This is a genomic window from Monashia sp. HAY1-2A (assembly GCF_056755315.1).
This window is the reverse complement of the sequence record NZ_JBNDHY010000012.1, coordinates 17,194-36,125: the sequence shown is the minus strand read 5'-3', so window position 1 is coordinate 36,125 and position 18,932 is coordinate 17,194. Positions and strand designations below refer to the sequence as shown.

Sequence of the window (18,932 nt, the reverse complement as noted above, 5' to 3'; positions counted from 1 at the left end):
ATGAAGTCGCTGCGCTCGAAGGTCCTCTGGGAGATCTGGCTCCCCGTCCTGCTCCTCGTCATCTGGTGGGTCGCCAGTGCGAACAGCACGTCGTTCTACTTCCCGCCGCTCGCCACGATCCTCACCGAGTTCAAGGCGCTCTGGATCTTCCAGAACGTGCCCACGGAGATCGTGCCCAGTGTGGGTCGGCTCGCCGCCGGCTTCGCCATCGCCATCGTCGGCGGTGTCGCTCTCGGCCTACTGCTCGGCTCGGTCCGCGCGCTCGAGGAGGCGGTTCGCCCGATCATCGAGTTTCTCCGGGCCACCCCCGGTGTCGCCATGCTGCCCATCATGATGCTGCTGCTCGGCATCGGGACCCCGATGAAGATCGCCATCATCGGGGTGGTCAGTGCGTGGCCGGTCCTGCTCAACACCATCGACGGCGTCCGCTCCGTGGAGCCGGTGCTGCGGGACGTCTCGAGGAGCTACCGGCTCTCGCCGTGGGACCGGATCCGCTTCATCATCCTTCCGACCGCGACGCCCCAGGTCTTCGCCGGGGCCCGGACCGCGTTGGCGATCGGGGTGGTCGCCATGGTGATCTCCGAGATGGTCGGCACCCCGGGCGGCATCGGCTACTTCATCCTCAACTCGCAACGCGAGTTCGACATCCCCGCGATGTGGACGGGCATCATCGCCCTGGGCATCGTCGGTTACCTGCTCAACAAGCTCTTCGGCCTCGTGGAGAACCGGGTCCTGAGCTGGCACAAGGGCATGATGGCCCACCACGAAGGAGGCGGCTCATGAACGAGACCGATGACCAGAGCGCAGCGTGCGGCACCGTCCTGGAGGTGACCGGGCTCGGCCACTCCTACGGACAGCACACGGTCCTGCAGGGACTCGACTTCGCCGTCGCCAAGGGCGAGTTCCTCTGCATCGTCGGTCCCTCCGGCGCCGGCAAGACCACCCTGCTCCAGTGCCTGACCGGCCTGCGCAAGCCGACGGAGGGTCGTGTCGTCTTCGAGGGCGAGGTGGTGCGCGACACCCCACGCGGCATGGCCGTCGTCTTCCAGGACTACAGCCGGTCCCTCATGCCCTGGCTGCGTGTCATCGACAACGTCGCCCTGCCGCTTCGCTCGGCGGGCGTGCCGAAGAGCGAGCGGCTCGAGCAGGCACGGGCGGCGCTGGCCGAGGTCGGCCTCGCCGACTCCACCCACGCCTACCCGTGGCAGCTCTCCGGAGGCATGCAGCAGCGCGTCGCCATCGCGCGCGCGCTCGCCTTCCGACCCCACGCCATCGTCATGGACGAGCCGTTCGCCTCGGTCGATGCCCAGACGCGTGCCGACCTGGAGGACCTCGTCATCCGGCTCAAGGAGCGACTCGGCATCACCGTCGTCCTCGTCACCCACGACATCGACGAGGCCGTCTACCTGGCCGACACCGTCCTGGTCCTGTCGGGCAAGCCGGCCAGCGTCGCGGCGCTCATCCCCGTCGACCTGCCGGCGCCCCGGGACCAGCTCGCCACCAAGGCGCTGCCGGCCTTCGCCGAGCTGCGCAGCCGCGTCTACACCCTGATCCGCAAGCCACCCTCCGCGGGTGCCGAGCAGCCGGACGACGAGCGCGACGTCGCGCCGGTCAGCGCGGGCACGGGGGCGTGACGGACCCCCGCGACCACGTGCTGACTGCAGCCGGGGCCCAAGCCTTGGTGCAGTCGGTGCTGGAGTCCGCTGCGCAGCTCCGGTTGCGGGTCAGCGTCGCCGTCGTCGACGAGCGCGGCTTCGACCTCCTCGTCGTGCGCGGCGACGGGGCGAGTTGGTTCACCCCCGAGGTGGCCCGCACCAAGGCGCGGACCGCGGCAGTGTTCGCCCGCCCCTCGGAGAGCCTCTCCGAGCTGCGCGCGGCGCATCCGGACCTGTTCGTGCTGCTCGGCGAGGGGCTGCCGTTCAGCCCCACGCCCCTGCCCGGCGGCCAGCCCGTTCGCCAGGGCGACCGGCTCATCGGCGGGCTCGGCGTCAGCGGTGCCAGCCCGGACCAGGACGTCCGTCTCGCGGAGGCTGCTCTGCCGGCTGTGGCGCTGCCCGGGGAGCGCTCCGGCCAAACGTCCCGCCCGCCGGGACGACAGCCTAGGTAGGGCTCGCCCGGCGGACGAGACTGGGGCGCGCGGGCCGCCAGGTGGTGGCCCCACCACCACCACACGAGGAGACACCGATGACTCAGCTCGACACGACGGTGGCTGTGGGTGACGACACCATCGACCCGGCACTGTTCCGCGAGACCCTCGGGCACTACCCGACCGGCGTGGCCGTGGTCACCGGGATCGCCGAGGACGGCACGCCGGCGGGCATGGTCGTCGGCTCGTTCACCTCGGTCTCGCTGGACCCGCCTCTGGTGGCGTTCCTGCCGACGCGCGAGTCCGGTAGCTTCGCCAAGTTGCGCACGGGAAAGACCTTCTGCGTCAACGTGCTCGCCTCTGACCAGGAGCAGACCTGTCGCCGGTTCGCCTCACGGGCGCCGGACAAGTTCGAGGGCGTCGCGTGGTCACCCGCCCCGGCCGGGGCGCCCATCCTGGACGGGGCGGTCTCGTGGATCGAGTGCACCTACGAGGACGTCCTGGAAGGCGGGGACCACTACATCGTCCTCGGACGCGTCCGCCACCTCTCGGTGGCCCGGCCCTCGCTGCCGCTGCTCTTCTTCCAGGGAGGCTACGGGCGCTTCGCGCCTCCGTCGCTCGTCGCGCCGTCACACCCCGACCTCATCCACGCGGTGCGGCTGGCAGAGCTGGCGCGGCACGACATCGAGCAGCTCAGCGCCGAGCACGGCGTCGACTGCGCGGTGCTCGCGAAGGTGGGCGGCGACGTCGTGTTCGTCCTCACCTCCAACCAGTCGCAGGAGCGGACCACGCCTTCCGTCGGGCACCGGGTGCCGCTCGTCCCGCCGCTCGGTTCGGTCTTCCTGCGCGATGCCTCGGAGGAGGACGTGCAGGAGTGGCTGGCGCGTGCACCGGGACAAGGGGCTGCCACGGTCGAGACGTTCCGACGCAACCTCGACCGGGTTCGCGAGCGCGGCTTCTCGCTGTCGCTCATGCCCGACCCGACGGTGGACCGCATCTCGTTGATGTCGGACTACTCCTCGACAGATCGACTGCCGAAGCACGAGCGGCTCATGAAGCAGATGATCGCCGACACGGCAGCCCTCTACGAGCCCGACCTCGACCCCGAGCAGACCTATCACCTGCACTCGATCGTCGTTCCCGTCCCGGGGCCGGCCGACACGCCCCCCATCGCGATGCGGATGTCCGGCCTCCCGGCCGGCGCCGCGACCGGTCAGGTGCAGCAGTGGGTCGAGGCGCTGTCCCGGGCTGCGTCCTCCGCTGCCGCGAGGTTGTGCCGATGATCGGCCCCACGTCCCCGGCATTCCGCCATCTGGCACGGTTCGCTGGTCGGGCCGGCGCCGAGGACAGAGCATGACGACCAGACAACGTGTGATGAAAGGACCAACGATGGATGCACGCGTCAAGGCCCTCGGGTATGCCGTGGTGTCGAGTACCGACCTGCAGGCCTGGGAGCGCTTCGGTGCCGACCTGCTCGGCCTGCAGGTCGCCCAGCGCACCGAGGACCGACTCACCCTCCGGATGGACCAGTACGTCCACCGCGTGGACATCCGCCGCTCGGACAGGAACGGTGTCATCGCACTCGGGTGGGACGTGGGCAGCCAGTGTGCCCTCGAGGAGATCTCGCAGCGGCTGGAAGCGGCCGGCTACGAGGTGACCCAGCGCGATGCCCAGTCGGCGGCCGAACGCGGCGTCGACGGGCTGGCCAGCTTCCGCGACCCCGACGACAACTACGACGTCGAGCTGTTCTGGGGGCTGCGCAACGCGACCGAGCCGTTCGTCTCCCCGATCGGGGCGACCTTCGTGGCGCGCGAGCTGGGCCTCGGGCATGCCTTCCAGGTCGTGCGTGACGAGCAGACCTACCGCCGGCTGTACTTCGACCTGCTGGGCTTCCGTCTCAGCGATCACATCGACATGCCCGGGGGAGTCACCGGCGTCTTCACGCACTGCAACCCGAGGCACCACTCGTTCGCGTTCGCAGCAGCGCCCAGCCGGCCCGTCGGGGTCGGTCACCTCATGTTCGAGATCGACGACCTCGACGTTCTCGGCCGCAACTACGACAAGGTCCTCGCCGGAGCGGCCCCGATCCTGTCGACCTTCGGAAAACACACGAACGACAAGATGATCTCCTTCTACGTCCGGTCACCCTCCGGCTTCGGGATCGAGTACGGCATCGACGGCATCCTCATCGATGACGAGACCTGGCTTCCCACCCGCTACGACGTGGCCCACTACTGGGGACACCAGCGCACCCCGTGACCAGATCGACGAAAGGAGCGGCCATGGCCGTCCTGGACGACATCGAGCAGATCGCGGACCTGCTCGAGACCAACGCAGCAGCAGCGGAGGAGCTGGGGCGACTCACCGACGAGTCCGCATCGGCACTGCGGGCGTCGGGCGTGATCCGCATGCTCCAGCCCAAGGACTTCGGTGGGCTGGAGTCGCACCCTGTCGACTTCTTCCGTGCCGTCCTCGAGATCGGGTCGCACGACCCCAGTGCGGGATGGGTCGCCGGAGTCGTGGGCGTTCACCCGCACGAGCTGGCCCACGGTGACCGCCGGGTTCAGGCGGAGGTCTGGGGAGAGGACCCGGACACCTGGGTGGCCTCGCCCTACGCGCCGATGGGCCGGGCCAGGCCGGTGGACGGCGGCTACGTCTTCAACGGGCGCTGGAACTTCTCGTCCGGAACCGACCACTGCCAGTGGGTCATGATCGGTGGCCTCGTCACCGACCAGGACGGCAACGTCGCCGAGCCGGACGCGGTGCACTTCCTCCTCCCACGCCCGGACTACGAGATCGTGCAGGACTCCTGGGACGTCATGGGGCTGCGCGGCACGGGCAGCAAGGACCTCGTGGTGCGCGACGCCTTCGTCCCGGCATACCGCACGATCGAGACGAAGGGCGTGACCGAGGGCACCGGGGGCAAGGACCCCAGCCGCGAGTCGGTGCCGCTGTTCCGGATGCCGCGCAACGTGATGTTCTCGGGAGCCATCACGACGGCCACCCTGGCGATGGCCAAGGGCACCCTGGCCGCATACGTGGCAATGACCCGTTCGCGGCAGGGGCGCGGCGGTCGGGCGGCCCTCGACCCGTTCCAGCTGTCGGCGATGGGCGCGGCGGCCGCGGACATCGACGCGAGCGTGCGTCACGTGCTCTGGGACGTGGAACGCGTCTTCGAGACGGTGTCGCGCGGAGAGGTCGTGCCGCTCGAGCTGCGTGCCGAGGTGCGTCGCAACCAGGTCCAGGCGAGCCAGCGTGCCGCCGCCGCCGCCGACAGCGTCTTCCGGCTCAGCGGAGGAGGGTCGCTGCACCACAGCGGCGCCCTCCAGCGTCGGTGGCGTGACACCCAGGCTGCGCTGCACCACGTGCAGAACGGGTCCGGACCGATCTTCCAGGCCTACGGTCTCAACCTCTTCGGCCACCCGATCCCGGGCCACGTGAAGATCTGATGTCCACGACCGTTCCCGCTGCCGTGACCGTCCCCGTCACCGCCGAGTCGACGAGCCGCTTCGTCGACGCCAGCGGCGTCCGGGTGCACTACCACGAGGCCGGGTCTGGCCCCGTGCTGCTCTGTGTCCACGGCGGCGCCCCGGGGGCCTACGGCTGGGGCAACTTCGGGGCCAACGTCCCCGGCCTCGCCGAGCGCTTTCGGGTGCTCGTGGTCGACCTCCCGGGCTACGGCCGTTCGGACAAGCCCGAGATCAGCGGAGGCCGGTACGCCTTCTACGCGAAGGTCTTCGCCGACATGTTGGCCACCCTCGAGATCGAGTCCGCCCACGTCCTCGGGATGGCCACGGGTGGCGCCGCGGCCATGATGCTGGCCATCGAGCACCCCCAGGTCGTCGACGACCTCGTCCTCGTCAGCTCCGCCGGGGGGCTCCCCCTGTTCACGCCCATGCCGTCCGAGGGTCAGAAGCTCATCCAGTCCTACTACGGCGGCGACGGGCCCTCGCGCGCGAAGATGCGGTCCTACCTCGAGATGATGATGTACGACACCTCGTCGATCACCGAGGACCTGGTCGAGGAGCGCTACCTGGCGAGCGTCGAGCCTGAGTTCATGACGGGCGCGCCCGAGGGCCGCGGCGCCCAGAACCGCCCGGTCACCGAGCAGGTGTGGCGCGACGTCGACCGCATCCGCGCACGCACGCTCGTGGTCTGGGGGCGCGACAACCGCGTCCAGGGCTACGACAACGCGCTGTTCCTGCTCAACCGCATCCCGGACGTCCAGGTGCACGTGTACGGGCGGACGGGTCTCTGGGTGCCCTTCGAGCGGACCGACGAGTTCAACGCCCTCGTGGTCGGCTTCCTCGCCCCCTCCCGCGACGACCGTTGACCTCCGGCCCGGCGCGGCGCCCGGCCTCCCGGGGTGGTCGCTCGACGAGCCGGGCCCCGGGCCCCCGTACCTCTTGACAGCCGAGAGAGCGCGACTCTACCGTTCAGCATATTGGAATAGAGTTCCGAATAATGGGAGGCAGACGATGGAGTCCGGAAACCTGCTCGACGGCGACCACAAGCGCTCGGTCCTGGGGCGAGCGTTCGACATCCTCGACTGCTTCGGTGCCGAGACCCCCGAGCAGACCATCGCGGGAGTGTGCTCCCAGACCGGGCTCCCGCCGGCGACGGTCCACCGGATGCTGGCGCACCTCGTCGAGTGGGGCGCCGTCGAGCGCGCGTCCCGCGGCCGCTACCGGCTCGGTCGCCGACTCTGGCGGCTCGGCTGGGGGGTGCCCGAGGTCCGCCGACTGCGCGACGTGGCACGACCGTTCCTCGTCGACCTCTACTCGGCCACCGGCGCCCCTGTCGCCCTGTGGTCCCGTGACCGCGACCACGCCATCCTGAGCGACCTCATCTGCGGCCACCAGGCGTCGGGCTCCTGGCAGCCCGATCGGCGAGTCCCGTTGGCGCAGGGGGCGGGTGGCCTCGCCATGCTCGCCTACCTTCGTCTGGACGAGATGGCGGACGAGCCGGGCGGGCCGCTCGGTGACGGCAGCGACTTCGTGCTGCGTCAACGGCTCGGCGACGTCCGCCGCCTCGGGTATGCCGTGAGCCGCTCCAGCGTGCAAGAGGAGGGCATCCTGATCGCTGCCCCGGTCTTCGACGAGGACGGTCAGGTCCGTGCTGCCGTGTCGGTCAGGCTGTCCTCGGAGCCCCTGAGCCCCGCCGCGCTGGCTCGTGTGGTCGTCGAGGCTGCCCTGCTGACCTCCCGCGGCCTCGGGTACCGGGGTCTTGGTCGTCGGGGCGGTCTGCAGCCCGTGCGTCGATACGCCTGAGACGTCCGGTCACCCGCGGACGCTGCTGCTGCATACCCTTTGACCGCCGACCTCGGGCGGCCGTCGCGCGGCGTCGGTTGTCGCGGGCGGCAGCTGCCCGCCGTCGGCGGAACCTCGACAGAAGGAGCACCACCGATGTCAGTGTTGGTCAAGACGACCCAGGCGATCGACAGCCTCGCGCGGGCCGGGCGACCGATGCGTCTTGCCGAGGTGGCCGAGGACCTCGGAATGCCCAAGTCGTCAGTCCATCGACTTCTGACGGAGCTGACAGAGCTTCGGATCGCACGTCGCACCTCCGAGGGGCTCTTCGCCCTGGGCCCGCGGCTGCTCTCCTGGGGCGCCAGCGCAGCCGACTCCTTCGTGATCCGCGGGGTCGCCGAGCCGTGGATGCACCGGCTGCGCGACTCCACGGGCGAGAGCGTGCACCTCTACATCCGGCACGGCTCCCATCGCGTCTGCCTCGCCTCCGTCGAGGGACGGGCGGCCCTGCGTCCCGTCGTCCCCACCGGCGGGCAGCAGCCGCTGGGGATCGGGTCCTCCGGCAAGCTGCTCCTCGCTTTCGCGCCCGCCTCGGTGGTCGAGGAGGTCCGCGCTGAGGCGAAGAAGAACCGGAGGCCGGTGCCCGACGACGAGGAACTCGCCATGATCCGGGAGACGCACTGGTCGGTCTCCATCGACGAGCGCGAGAAGGGGCTCAGCGGCGCCGCGACCTCCATCCGTGGCAGCGACGGTGAGGTGGTCGCTGCCCTCAGCATCTCGGGGTCCTCCACCCGACTGACGCTGCAGCGGTACGCCGAGGTCAAGGACGACGTCCTCACCATCGCGAACGAGATCGGGGCAGCCGTCGGCGGTCGTGCGGAGCGACCCGCCTGAGGGGCGTTCCGGTAGGTGCGAGGAGCTCTGCCGGGGGCGTAGCCGGGCTCGCAGGATGAGCAGGAACCACCTGCCTAGTCCCAAGGAGCGCCATGAGGATCGCCCGTTTCGACGATGACCGCATCGGTGTGGTCGTCGGTGAAGGCGTCGTCGACGTGACGGACGCGCTGGAGCTCAGCGCGGGGGAGTGGCCGCCAGTCGGTATGAACCGGCTGATCCGCGACTTCCCGATCGTCCGCCCGGTGCTGGTCCGGGCGGCTGCCCGGGGAACCGTCCACCCGCTCTCCGAGGTCACCCTGCGCACACCGGTGCCCTGGCCCAACAAGGTGATCGCCTTCCCGGTCAACTACCACGACCACGGCAGGGAGATGCAGGCGCAGTACCGCGCCGACGTGCAGGGGTTCTTCCTCAAGCCGCCGTCGTCGCTCTCCGGAGCCGGGGAACCGGTCGTCCTGCCCGCCCTCACCGGCCGGGAGGTCCACCACGAGTCCGAGCTGGCGATCATCATCGGTGCCGGGGGGCGCGACATCCCCCGCGCCGACTGGCAGGCCCACGTGTTCGGCTACGCCTGCCTGCTCGACATGGTGGTGCGCGGTCGCGAGGAGCGGGTCTTCCGCAAGGCCTACGACACCTTCTGCCCCGTCGGTCCGTGGATCACGACGGCCGACGAGGTCGGGGATCCCACCCAGCTCGGGATGCGGCTCTGGGTCGGTGACGAGCTGCGCCAGGACGCCAACACCCGTGACCTCGTCCTCGACATCCCAGGGATGGTCGAGATGGCCTCGGCGGTCATGACCCTCCACCCCGGGGACATCATCGCGACCGGCACCCCCGCCGGCGTGGGGCCCGTCACCGACGGCGACACGATCCGCATCAGCATCGAGCGCGTCGGCGTGATGAGCGTCGACGTCGTCCAGGGCACCAACGGGCGGACCGAGGTGTTCGCCCGCCCGTACGACCCACCCATCGTCAAGCAGCACTGAGGAGCCGACATGACCACGACCCCTTCCACCTCCGTGGAGGACATCGACAACCTCGATGACCTGTATGCCGTGTTCGACGCCCTGAGCGTCGAGGGTGGCTGGCACCGTCGCGCTCCCGCGCTGTGGCCGGAGCCGCGACGCAACTTCCTGCCGCACGTGTGGCACTACGCCGAGCTCAAGGCCGTCCTCGAGGTGGCCGGCGATCTCGTCGACCACCAGATGGCCGACCGGCGCAACCTGACCCTGACCAACCCCGTGGAGGGCAACCTCTACGCCACCGTGCGGACGCTCGTGGCGGCCTACCAGCTGATCAAGCCCCGTGAGGTCGCTCTGGCACACCACCACACGCCCGCCGCCCTCCGGATCATTCTCGACGGACGCGGCACCCACACCGTCGTCGACGGTGACCGCGTCGAGATGCGTCCGGGCGACGTGCTGCTCACGCCCAGCTGGGCCTGGCACGAGCACTCCGCGTCGGGTCCCGACGACTGCTACTGGGTCGACATCCTCGACGTGCCGCTCGTCCACCTCCTCGAGCCGATGTTCTTCGAGAAGCACCCCGACGGCGTCCAGGCCCAGCCCCGTGAGGTCGAGACCTCGCCCATCGCCTTCCGGTGGGAGGACTCCCTCGCACGCCTCGCAGAACAGACGACGGCGCCCGCGCACGGCATGGCCGAGCGCGAGATCGAGCTGGGAGGGCCGGCGATGCCGACCATCGCACTGCACGTACAGGAGCTGCCGGCCAACTTCACGTCCGCCCGGCGGCGGACGACGGCGAACTCGATCTTCACCGTCGTCGAGGGTGCAGGTCAGACCGTCGTCGACGGCGAGACGCTGACGTGGGAGCGCGGCGACATCGTGGCCGTCCCCGCGTGGCGGCCCTACCAGCACGTGGTGTCCGAGTCCGCCCGGCTCGTGCGGTCGAGCGACGAGCCGGTTGTGGCCGCCCTCGGCCTGCTGCGCACCGAGACCCTCTGAAGGAGAAGCTGATGCACGTGGTCCTGGCCGGCGGTGGAGTCGGCGGAATGACAGCGGCCCTGGCGCTCTTGCAGCGCGGGGTGCAGGTCACGGTCCTGGAGCAGGCGCGGGAGCTCACCGAGGTCGGAGCGGGAATCCAGATCAGCCCCAACGGAAACCGGGCGCTCGACCACCTCGGCGTCTTCGAGGAGCTGCGGAGGCAGTCGTGCGATCCGGTGCGCAAGGAGTTCCGGCTCTGGAACACCGGACGCCCCTGGCCGATGTTCGACCTCGGCCCGATGGCCGTGGAGAGGTACGGCTACCCCTACCTCACGGTGTACCGCCCCGACCTGCTCAAGGCGCTCGAGGACGGCGTGCGAGCCGCCGGGGACGACGTCATCCGCCTCGGCACCCGGGTCGTCGGCGTCGAGCAGGACGAGTCGTCGGCGAGCGTCCTTCTGGCAGACGGGAGCCGGGTGACCGGTGACGTCGTCATCGGGGCCGACGGGGTGCGCTCAGTGGTGCGCAACACCGTGTGGGGCCCGAGCGACCCACAGTTCTCGGGCATGGTGGCCTGGCGCGGGCTGATCCCTATGGACGACCTGCCGAGGCACCTGCAGGCGCCCGTCGGATCGACGTGGATCGGGCCGGGCGGGCACGCTGTCACGTATGCGCTCCACGGCGGTGCGCTGATGAACTTCGTCGCCACGATCGAGGGCAAGACCTGGACCGCGGCCGGCGGCAACGAGCCGGGCACCGTCGAGGAGTGCCTCGCCGACTTCGACGGTTGGCACGAGGACATCCTGACCCTCATCAAGGCCTCGCCCCGACTGCTCAAGTGGGCCCTCGTCAGCCGCGAACCGATCCCCTCCTGGACCTCGGGACGGATCAGCCTTCTCGGCGACGCCGCGCACGCGACCTTGCCGTTCCTCGCGCAGGGGGCCGTCCACTCCATCGAGGACGGGGTCGTGCTGGCCCGCGCGCTCGTCGCCTTCGGGGACGACCCGGCTGTCGCCCTCAAGCGCTACGAGGAGGCACGGATCGACCGCACGAGCCGGATGGTCCGCGGAGCGACGGCCAACACGGACCGGTTCCACAGCCGCGAGCTCGCGACCGAGGAGACCGCGCAGGCCTACCTCGAGCGCGAGTGGAGCGACGAGCCGATCGCCGACCGGTACGACTGGCTCTACTCCTACGACGCGGTGACGGCCCCCGTCTGACGACCGCGTGCGGCGTGCGTCGGCCTGTGGCCCCTCGCAGTGCAAGGGGCCACAGGCCTGTCACGGGATGAGAGGCCCCAGGCCCGTCAGAGCGTGAGCAGGCCGGCCACGGTGGGGCGGTCGAGGACCCGCGCGATGCGCTCCGCCAGGACGTCGGCCCCGGCCCCGAGCCGACGGGCGTTGAGGTCGTACTTCACCTGGACCTCGGCGTCGCTGAGGGGACGCTGCGCCGTGCCTCGGTTGGTCAGCACCTCCTCGCGCAGGACGCGTCCGTCGACGGTGCGGACCTCGACGACCGACGGGAAGTGCCGCGGGAAGATCTGCTCACAGCGCGGGTCCGACGCGTGCTCCACCGTGGCGGCCACGCGGAGGTTGAGCGGATCGCGCACGGCGGCGTCGGTGAAGTCGTCGAGGTAGACCCCGAGCCCACCACCACCGCGCAGCGCGAGCGCGAAGGTGAACGGCCCGCTGAACTGGGCGTGGTAGCCCGACTCCGGCCGGATCTTGGCGTCCCGCGGCTCGGCGATCGTGCGCAGTGTCGCCGCCGCCACGCCGATGCGGACCGACTCGACCTCCTCTGGGCGCAGCCCCCGCTCCCGGAGCGCGACAGCGGCATCGATGCCGGTGTGGGTGAAGACGTTCGTCGGATACGGCTTGACGAAGCACGAGGCCGTCTCCCACTCGGTGCCGAGTCCCCCGAGCAGGGCGCCCTCGTCGTAGATGTCGCCACAGTAGGCACGGAAGAAGCCGAACCGCCCCTCGAGGACCGTCGGGGGACCGGTCAGCCCGGCCTGTGCCGCCTGGGCGGCGGCCACGCCGCCGTGTGCAGCCCAGCCGCAGTGCATCCGCTTGACCGATCCGCCGGCCCGGTTGGCCTCGAGCAGCCCGGCGCCCATGCTGCACGCGATCGCCATCGCGTGGGCGAGGCGCTCCGTGTCCAGACCCATCGCGACGCCGGCAGCAGCCGCGGCGCCCACCGTGCCGCAGATCGAGGTGGCGTGCAGTCCCCGGTCGAAGAAGACGGAGTTGTTGATCGCCGGGTCGTAGCCGGCGTTGCCGAGGCGGATCGTGATCTCGTTGCCCACCGCGATGGCGGCCAGCAGCGCCCGGCCGGAGGCCCCGGCGTCCTCGGCCGCAGCCAGGGCGGCCGGCACGACCGAGGCGCTCGGGTGCAGGATCGAGGGCACGTGCGTGTCGTCGAAGTCCAGGGCGTGAGCGAGGGTCCCGTTGACGAGGGCAGCCGACGGGGCAGGGACGGCGAGGTCGAGACCGATCGCACCCGCCGCCGGCTGTCCGCCCCAGCGGCGGGCGAGGGTCCGGACCACGTTCGCCGGCGCGGTGTCCAGGGCCGCGACCGAGATGCCCACCACGTCGAGCAGGCGCTGGCGGGCATCCTCGAGCGCCTCCTCGGGCGGTGCAGCCGCCACGGCAGCGGCGAACTGTGCGAGCCGGGCAACTGCGGTGCCCTCCATGGGTGTGGTGGCAGCGGCGGCCATGTCTTCCTCCGGGCGATGGACGGTGGAGTGCTCGGCCCTGTGGGCGGCGCTCCGGGACGGTGCGGATGGTTCAGTGCACGAGCGCCAGCGGGCGCAGCGGCGAGCCGGTGGCACCCAGGAGCCGCAGGGGCGCTGCCACGACGGTGAAGGCTTCGGGAGACAGCGCGGCCAGCTCCTCGAGGTTCAACATCTCGATGATGGGGATCCCCTTCTCCACCAACAGGATCCGGTGGCCGGGCAGGCGCGCGTGGCCACGTCCCGCGGGAATGTGTTCGAAGGCGGTGGTGTCGGATCCGACGACCCGTGGCCGGTGTGTGGCCAGCCAGGCGACGGCGTCCTCATCGGGTCCGGGCACCCCGCCCTCGTGGTCGAGGAAGGCAGTGGGGTCGTCCCACAGCTGCGCCCAGCCGGTCCGCACGAGCAGCGCCGAGCCGGGCGCGGGCCGACGGTCGCCGAGGGCAAGGGCCAGCTCCTCGGCCGTGACGGGGTGGCCGGGGTCCAGCCGTCGGACGCCGAGTGCCGCTGGCACGTCGAGCAGGTGCCCGACGCACACGATGGGCGCGACAGCGTGGACCCCGTGCTCGAGGTACCGACCGCCCACCTGTGCCTCGAGGGCGGAGACCCCTCCGTGCAGCAGGCCGTCGTGGCTGATGTGGGCGAGCGCGTCGAGGTGCGTGCCGGTGTGGGTGCCCATGACCAGCAGGTCGTTGGCTCCCGACGTGCCGTCGGCCCTGACCGCGTCGCCGTGCCGGCGTAGCAGGGCGTGTCGGAAGCCGGGGTGGTTGGGTGAGGTGGGGATGCCGGGATGCAGCGGCTGGGCGAGGTCGACGACGCGGACCGTCGCCCCGTCCGCGGTACGCCCGGTGCTCACGCGTTTGCCCGCTCGTGGATCAGCCGCGCCTGGCGAAGGATCGCCGGGTCGACGAAGCTCCCGTCGTCCAGGGTGGCGGCGGCCGAGCGCGAGCGATCCATCGCTGCAACCGTCTCGAGCACCTCCCTTGCCCAATGGAGCTCGTCGGCGCGGGGCGCGAAGGCGCCGCGCACCACGGGAACCTGTCGGGGGTGGATGACCGAGCGACCGTAGAACCCGAGCCGGCGCAGCGCCTCGCACGACCGGCGCAGTCCGTCGAGGTCGGTCACGTGGGGGTGGACGCTCGCGACGGGGGAGGGGAGGCCGGCCGCTCGTGCGGCCTGCACGACGGTCAGACGCGCGAGGAGCAGGCCGTCCTCGCTGCCGTCCCGCGGCAGCCCGAGGTCGGCGCGCAGGTCGCTCTCGCCGAGGGTGAGAGAGTGCACCCCGGTCTCGGCGGCGATCTCGGCAGCGTGGAGCAGGCCCAGGGCCGACTCGATGAGGGGGACGAGGTGCGGCCGGTCCAGGAACCGGCTCGAGGCGGCGTACGCCTTCCTCACGTCCGTCGCTGACTCCACCTTGGGCAGCCGGATGCCGTGCACCCTTCCCTCGGCGAGAAGGGGGCCGACGGCCGCGAGGTCCGCCGCGAAGTCGGCCGAGTCCACCGGGTTGACCCGCACGACGACCGGGACGTGACCGTCCCCTGGGAACCCCGTGCTGGCGCCGGCCGCGGCGGCCAGAGCGGAGGGCAGCAGGGCCCTCACGCCCGGACGGGCCGACGGGTGGACGGCGTCCTCGAGGTCGATGACGATGCCGTCGGCCGTGCGTGCGGCCTTGGCCAGCAGCTCGGGCAGCCGGCCACCGGGTACGTACAGCCAGGTGGCGATGTCGGCCAGCACTCAGATCACACCCGTGCGGCGCAGCCGAGCGAGGCGCTCGTCGTCGACACCGATCTCTGCGAGCACACGCTCGGTGTCGGCGCCGTGCTCCCGCCCGGTGTGTCGGATCGTGCCGGGCGACTCCGACATGCGGAAGAGCACGTTGGGCATCCGCACCGGTCCGAGGTCCTGGTCCTGCACGGTGGCGATGGCGCCGATCGCCGCGTACTGCTCGTCGGTGACCACCTTGGACACGTCGTTGACCACGGCGAGCGCGGCCTGTGCGCGTGCGAACTCCGCGACGACCTCGCACGTGGGTCGCTGTGCGATCCACGTGCCGACGGCCTCGTCGAGCACGTCGGCGTGCTGGGCGCGTTGGAAGCCGTCGTGGAACCAGGGCTCGCGCACCAGGTCGGGCCGTCCGACGAGCGTCATCACCCGTTCGGCGATCGAGTGGGCGCTCGTCGAGATCGCGACCCAGTCGCCGTCCGCGGTGCGGTAGGTGTTGCGCGGCGCGTTGTTCTCGGACCGGTTGCCACGCCGGTGCGTGACGATGCCGAGCTGGTCGTACACGGTCACCTGCGCACCGAGCATCGCGAGGATCGGCTCGATGATGGCCAAGTCGATGACCTGACCCTCGCCCGTTCGCTCGCGACGGTGGAGGGCCGTCAGGGTGGCCACCGCGGCCGCGAGGCCGCTGATGTTGTCCGCGAGGGCCAGCGGCGGCAGGGTGGGCGGGCCGTCCGGCTGGCCGGTGGAGTGGGCGAAGCCGCTCATCGCCTCCGCGATGGTGCCGAACGCGGGCTCGGTGGCGCGAGGCCCGGTCTGCCCGAACCCGGTCACCCGGGTCAGGATGATGCGCGGGTTCACCGCGCGGAGTCGGTCGTAGCCCAGGCCCCACCGCTCGAGCGTCCCGGGCCTGAAGTTCTCGATGACGACGTCCGCCGTGCGGACCAGCTCGAGGAAGACCTCCTGCCCCTCGGGATGCGAGAGGTCGAGGGTCACGGCGCGCTTGTTGCGCCCGAGGATCTTCCACCACAGGCCGATCCCGTTCTTGCTCTGGCCGTGCGTGCGCGCCGGGTCCGGCTTTCGGGGGTGCTCGACCTTGATGACGTCGGCGCCGAAGTCGGCCAGGACGGTGGCCGCCGACGGCCCTGCGAAGAGCGTCGCGATGTCGAGGACCCGGATGTCGTCGAGGGCGGCGCCCCTGGGAGACGGATCCGGTGCGGCGGTCTGCTCGGCGTCTGCTGACGCCGGTGCCGGCGTACCCGTGGTCGTTGACATGGTTCCTCCTGCTCGAGCGGGACACCGGCGACGTTAGGGGCCGCAACCACGGACGGTCAGGCGACGCCTCACCCAGTGAGAGGAAGGACGCGCCGCCGGGAGGCTCTTCCGCTGGGTGCGACAAGGCCTGCCACCGGCGTCGGTGCCCCTTGACGATGGCGGTGTCCGGGGCACCTCCTGCCCCGGTTCCCAGCAGAGAGGAGCAGGCCGTGACGACGGTGCGCGATGCAGCGTTCGAGGTGCTGCGCCAGTTCGGCATGACCCGGCTGTTCGCCAACCCCGGCTCCACCGAGGTGGCCCTGCTCACCGACCTGCCCGACGACTTCGAGTTCGTGCTCGGGCTGCACGAGGGGTCGGTCGTCGGGATGGCCTCGGGTCATGCCCTGGCCACGGGGACACCCGCCCTCGTCCTGCTGCACACCACCGCCGGCTTCGGCAACGCGGTCGGGGCCATCGCGACCGCGCGCACCAACAAGGCTCCGCTCGTCATCCTCGTCGGCCAGCAGGATCGCCGCCATCTGGCGTCGGACCCCTTCCTGGCCGGGCACCTCGAGGGACTGGCCGGCCGCTACCCGGTCTCCCTCCGTCAGCCCGCCCGCCCGGCCGACGTGCCCGCTGTCATCGCCAGGGCCGTCCACGAGGCGACCCTGCAGCGGGGCCCCGCCGTCGTCGTCGTGCCGATGAGTGACTGGTCCGAACCGGCCGACGAGACGATCGACCTGCCCGCGCCGGCTCGCCTGCGCGTCGCCAGCGGCGTGGGCGAGGAGCTGGCCGCCGAGCTGACCGCGCTCGTCGACGCGTCCGGCACGCCTGCTGTCGTGGTGGGTCCCGGCGCCGACTCGACCGACGCGTGGAGCGGCCTCACGGCGCTCGCCGAGCGCCTGGCCTGCCCGGTCTGGCAGGAGGCACACGGCTCGCAGTCCGGCTTCCCGCAGGACTCGCCGCGATTCCGCGGCCACCTGCCCCCGACACGCAGGGCCCTGCGCGAGACCCTGGCGGGCCACGACCTCGTGCTCGTCGTCGGCGGCCCGGCCTTCCGCCAGGGCACCTGGGAGCCCGGACCGTTCGTCAGCCCCGGCACGACCGTCGTCGTCGTCACGTCGGACCCGGAGGAGGCGGCGTACAGCGCAGCAGACCTGGCCGTGGTCGGCGACGTGGCCGGCATCGTCACAGAGCTGGCGGGCCGTGTCGCCCCGCGAGCGGAGGCCGCGCCATCCCCAGCCCGCCGACCGGTACCCGTCCCGGAGGGTGGCACCCTTCGGGCCGAGCACGTGTATGCCGCGCTCGCCGAGCGCCTTCCGGAGGACGCGACGGTCTTCGAGGAGAGCCCCTCGACCCGGCGCCTCCTGCTCGACCTCATCCCGACCCGCCACCCGTTCGGCTTCGTCACCGTGGCGCAGGGCGGCCTGGGCTTCGCCCTTCCGGCGAGCATCGGCGTGCGAATGGCGCGGCCCGACCGGCCCGTGGTGGCCCTGCTCGGCGACGGCGCGTCGCTCTACAACGTGCAGGGACTCTGGAGCGCGCAGCACTACCGGGTCGGCGCCCTCTTCGTCGTCCTGTCCAACGGCGGGTACGCCGTGATGGACCGGCTGGCCGCAGCCCACGGCGGCAAGCCACCGTGGCCGCACTTCGACGACGTGAGCGTGTCCACCATCGCGAGCGGATTCGGTTGCGCAACAAAGCGGGTCACCACGCATCAAGAGCTGGTCGAAGAGCTGGACCGCATCGTCCCCACCTTGCGGGAGAGGGCCGAACCCCTCCTGCTCGAGGTCGCCGTGGAGGCGACTGCCTGACCACCCGCGCGGGCGGAGCGACCCGCGCACTCCCAGAACGAGAAGGAGGCCGCCATGGCCCAGGACTGGCTCGCCGAGGACATCCTCACCGAGGACCAGGAAGCGTTGCGCGACACGGTGTCGGACATCGCCCGCGCGTACGACATGCAGTACTGGATCGAGGTGGAGGAGTCGGGTCGCTACCCCGCCGAATGGGTCAAGGACCTGAGCGACGGCGGGTGGCTCTCCCTGCTCATCCCCGAGGAGTACGGCGGTGGCGGTGGCACCATCCCCGACGCCGCCCTGTTCCTCGAGACGCTGAACCGGTGGGGCGGCAACGCCGGGGCCATCCACGCGCAGATGTACCAGATGGGTGCCATCCTGCGGCACGGCACCGACGAGCAGAAGAAGCAGTGGCTGCCGCAGATCGCCAACGACGGACTGCGCCTGCAGTCCTTCGGGATCACCGAGCCGGACGCCGGCACGGACACCACCCGCATCCGCACCTTCGCGCGGCGGGAGGGGGACGAGTACGTCGTCAACGGGGGCAAGATCTTCACGTCTCGCTTCCACCAGACCGACCTCATGCTCCTGCTCGTGCGCACCGAGAAGTACGAGGACGTGGAGAAGAAGACCGACGGCATCACCGTCCTGCTCGTCGACGTGCGCGAGGCCAAGGAGAACGGCCAGATCGAGTACCGGCCGATCAAGGTCATGTCCGGCCACCACACGAACCAGCTGACCATCACCAACCTGCGGGTGCCGGTGGAGAACCGGATCGGCGAGGAGGGCAAGGGGTTCCGCGTCATCCTGTCCGGGATGAACTCCGAGCGTCTCCTGGTCTCCAGCGAGTACATCGGCTCCGGGCTCTACTTCATCGACCGTGCCGTGCAGTACTCCAAGGAGCGCGAGGTCTTCGGCCGCCCGATCGGGATGAACCAGGGGATCCAGTTCCCGCTGGCCACCGCCTTCACCGAGCTGCGGGCCGCGAGCCTCATGCGCTGGCACGCGGCCAAGGTCTTCCAGGAGGGGAGCCGGGACGGCTTCTACGCCAACACCGCCAAGCTGCTCTCGTCCAAGGCGTTGTGGAACGCCGCGAACGCGGCGATGGACACGTTCGGTGGAGCGGGACTGGCCTCGGAGTACGGGATCGAGCAGAAGTTCCGCGCGGCTCGCGGGCCACTGATCGCTCCGATCTCCACCAACCTGGTCCTCGCGGGCATCGCCCACCGGGACCTGGGCATGCCGAAGAGCTTCTGAGCC

Annotated in this window: 18 protein-coding genes; 14 read left to right on the top strand and 4 right to left on the bottom strand. The window is 71.1% G+C overall.

Features of this window, described 5'->3' with window-relative positions; all coding sequences use genetic code 11:
• The 12 genes from ACPYOM_RS03285 (at position 1) to ACPYOM_RS03230 (ending at position 11,389) form a co-directional block, all read left to right on the top strand.
• Positions 1-783, top strand: coding sequence for an ABC transporter permease (locus tag ACPYOM_RS03285; protein WP_481343216.1), 783 nt, complete (start codon positions 1-3; stop codon positions 781-783).
• Positions 780-1,634, top strand: coding sequence for an ABC transporter ATP-binding protein (locus ACPYOM_RS03280; protein ID WP_481343215.1), 855 nt, complete (start codon positions 780-782; stop codon positions 1,632-1,634). Before ACPYOM_RS03285 ends, ACPYOM_RS03280 begins: the two co-directional genes overlap by 4 nt.
• Positions 1,631-2,107: a GlcG/HbpS family heme-binding protein gene (locus tag ACPYOM_RS03275; RefSeq protein WP_481343214.1), complete on the top strand. Its 477-nt coding sequence runs from the start codon at positions 1,631-1,633 to the stop codon at positions 2,105-2,107. Before ACPYOM_RS03280 ends, ACPYOM_RS03275 begins: the two co-directional genes overlap by 4 nt.
• A gap of 77 nt (positions 2,108-2,184) precedes the next feature.
• Positions 2,185-3,369 carry a flavin reductase gene (locus ACPYOM_RS03270; RefSeq protein WP_481343213.1) on the top strand — a complete coding sequence of 395 codons (1,185 nt, stop codon included), beginning with the start codon at positions 2,185-2,187 and terminating at the stop codon, positions 3,367-3,369.
• Positions 3,370-3,475: 106 nt separating this feature from the next.
• Positions 3,476-4,345: a VOC family protein gene (locus ACPYOM_RS03265; RefSeq protein WP_481343212.1), complete on the top strand. Its 870-nt coding sequence runs from the start codon at positions 3,476-3,478 to the stop codon at positions 4,343-4,345.
• A 23-nt stretch (positions 4,346-4,368) separates the two neighbouring features.
• On the top strand, positions 4,369-5,535 hold the full coding sequence (locus ACPYOM_RS03260; protein ID WP_481344876.1) for an acyl-CoA dehydrogenase family protein: 1,167 nt from the start codon (positions 4,369-4,371) through the stop codon (positions 5,533-5,535).
• Entirely contained in the window at positions 5,535-6,419 is an 885-nt protein-coding gene (locus ACPYOM_RS03255) for an alpha/beta fold hydrolase (RefSeq protein WP_481344875.1), read from the top strand. Before ACPYOM_RS03260 ends, ACPYOM_RS03255 begins: the two co-directional genes overlap by 1 nt.
• 145 nt (positions 6,420-6,564) lie before the next feature.
• The gene (locus tag ACPYOM_RS03250) at positions 6,565-7,356 is read left to right on the top strand and encodes an IclR family transcriptional regulator (protein ID WP_481344874.1); all 792 of its coding nucleotides are present in this window, start codon (positions 6,565-6,567) and stop codon (positions 7,354-7,356) included.
• Between the two features lie 135 nt (positions 7,357-7,491).
• Positions 7,492-8,229, top strand: coding sequence for an IclR family transcriptional regulator (locus tag ACPYOM_RS03245; protein WP_481344873.1), 738 nt, complete (start codon positions 7,492-7,494; stop codon positions 8,227-8,229).
• A 92-nt stretch (positions 8,230-8,321) separates the two neighbouring features.
• Positions 8,322-9,212 carry a fumarylacetoacetate hydrolase family protein gene (locus ACPYOM_RS03240; RefSeq protein WP_481344872.1) on the top strand — a complete coding sequence of 297 codons (891 nt, stop codon included), beginning with the start codon at positions 8,322-8,324 and terminating at the stop codon, positions 9,210-9,212.
• Positions 9,213-9,221: 9 nt separating this feature from the next.
• Positions 9,222-10,190 carry a cupin domain-containing protein gene (locus ACPYOM_RS03235; protein WP_481344871.1) on the top strand — a complete coding sequence of 323 codons (969 nt, stop codon included), beginning with the start codon at positions 9,222-9,224 and terminating at the stop codon, positions 10,188-10,190.
• 11 nt (positions 10,191-10,201) lie between these two features.
• A complete protein-coding gene (locus ACPYOM_RS03230; RefSeq protein WP_481344870.1) occupies positions 10,202-11,389 on the top strand; it encodes an FAD-dependent monooxygenase in 1,188 nt (395 codons plus the stop codon).
• A gap of 86 nt (positions 11,390-11,475) precedes the next feature.
• On the opposite strand, the gene ACPYOM_RS03225 is transcribed toward ACPYOM_RS03230, so the two are convergent.
• From ACPYOM_RS03225 to ACPYOM_RS03210, 4 genes are all read right to left on the bottom strand, one after another.
• Positions 11,476-12,885, bottom strand: coding sequence for an MmgE/PrpD family protein (locus ACPYOM_RS03225; protein ID WP_481344869.1), 1,410 nt, complete (start codon positions 12,883-12,885; stop codon positions 11,476-11,478).
• 70 nt (positions 12,886-12,955) lie between these two features.
• Positions 12,956-13,756 carry a cyclase family protein gene (locus ACPYOM_RS03220; protein ID WP_481343041.1) on the bottom strand — a complete coding sequence of 267 codons (801 nt, stop codon included), beginning with the start codon at positions 13,754-13,756 and terminating at the stop codon, positions 12,956-12,958.
• Positions 13,753-14,634, bottom strand: coding sequence for an HpcH/HpaI aldolase/citrate lyase family protein (locus tag ACPYOM_RS03215; RefSeq protein ID WP_481344868.1), 882 nt, complete (start codon positions 14,632-14,634; stop codon positions 13,753-13,755). The genes ACPYOM_RS03220 and ACPYOM_RS03215 overlap by 4 nt, the downstream gene beginning before the upstream one ends.
• On the bottom strand, positions 14,635-15,897 hold the full coding sequence (locus ACPYOM_RS03210) for a CaiB/BaiF CoA transferase family protein (protein WP_481344867.1): 1,263 nt from the start codon (positions 15,895-15,897) through the stop codon (positions 14,635-14,637). It abuts the gene before it with no gap.
• Positions 15,898-16,106: 209 nt separating this feature from the next.
• On the opposite strand from ACPYOM_RS03210, the gene ACPYOM_RS03205 reads away from it, so the two are divergent.
• Positions 16,107-17,690 carry a thiamine pyrophosphate-binding protein gene (locus ACPYOM_RS03205; protein ID WP_481344866.1) on the top strand — a complete coding sequence of 528 codons (1,584 nt, stop codon included), beginning with the start codon at positions 16,107-16,109 and terminating at the stop codon, positions 17,688-17,690.
• Between the two features lie 54 nt (positions 17,691-17,744).
• Entirely contained in the window at positions 17,745-18,929 is a 1,185-nt protein-coding gene (locus ACPYOM_RS03200; protein ID WP_481343037.1) for an acyl-CoA dehydrogenase family protein, read from the top strand.
• Positions 18,930-18,932 lie beyond the last annotated feature (3 nt).

Coding starts and splice junctions, on each gene's coding strand:
- ACPYOM_RS03285 (WP_481343216.1), top strand. CDS start 1: ATGAAGTCGCTGCGCTCGAAGGTCCTCTGGGAGATCTGGCTCCCCGTC.
- ACPYOM_RS03280 (WP_481343215.1), top strand. CDS start 780: ATGAACGAGACCGATGACCAGAGCGCAGCGTGCGGCACCGTCCTGGAG.
- ACPYOM_RS03270 (WP_481343213.1), top strand. CDS start 2,185: ATGACTCAGCTCGACACGACGGTGGCTGTGGGTGACGACACCATCGAC.
- ACPYOM_RS03265 (WP_481343212.1), top strand. CDS start 3,476: ATGGATGCACGCGTCAAGGCCCTCGGGTATGCCGTGGTGTCGAGTACC.
- ACPYOM_RS03260 (WP_481344876.1), top strand. CDS start 4,369: ATGGCCGTCCTGGACGACATCGAGCAGATCGCGGACCTGCTCGAGACC.
- ACPYOM_RS03255 (WP_481344875.1), top strand. CDS start 5,535: ATGTCCACGACCGTTCCCGCTGCCGTGACCGTCCCCGTCACCGCCGAG.
- ACPYOM_RS03250 (WP_481344874.1), top strand. CDS start 6,565: ATGGAGTCCGGAAACCTGCTCGACGGCGACCACAAGCGCTCGGTCCTG.
- ACPYOM_RS03245 (WP_481344873.1), top strand. CDS start 7,492: ATGTCAGTGTTGGTCAAGACGACCCAGGCGATCGACAGCCTCGCGCGG.
- ACPYOM_RS03240 (WP_481344872.1), top strand. CDS start 8,322: ATGAGGATCGCCCGTTTCGACGATGACCGCATCGGTGTGGTCGTCGGT.
- ACPYOM_RS03235 (WP_481344871.1), top strand. CDS start 9,222: ATGACCACGACCCCTTCCACCTCCGTGGAGGACATCGACAACCTCGAT.
- ACPYOM_RS03230 (WP_481344870.1), top strand. CDS start 10,202: ATGCACGTGGTCCTGGCCGGCGGTGGAGTCGGCGGAATGACAGCGGCC.
- ACPYOM_RS03225 (WP_481344869.1), bottom strand. CDS start 12,885: ATGGCCGCCGCTGCCACCACACCCATGGAGGGCACCGCAGTTGCCCGG.
- ACPYOM_RS03210 (WP_481344867.1), bottom strand. CDS start 15,897: ATGTCAACGACCACGGGTACGCCGGCACCGGCGTCAGCAGACGCCGAG.
- ACPYOM_RS03200 (WP_481343037.1), top strand. CDS start 17,745: ATGGCCCAGGACTGGCTCGCCGAGGACATCCTCACCGAGGACCAGGAA.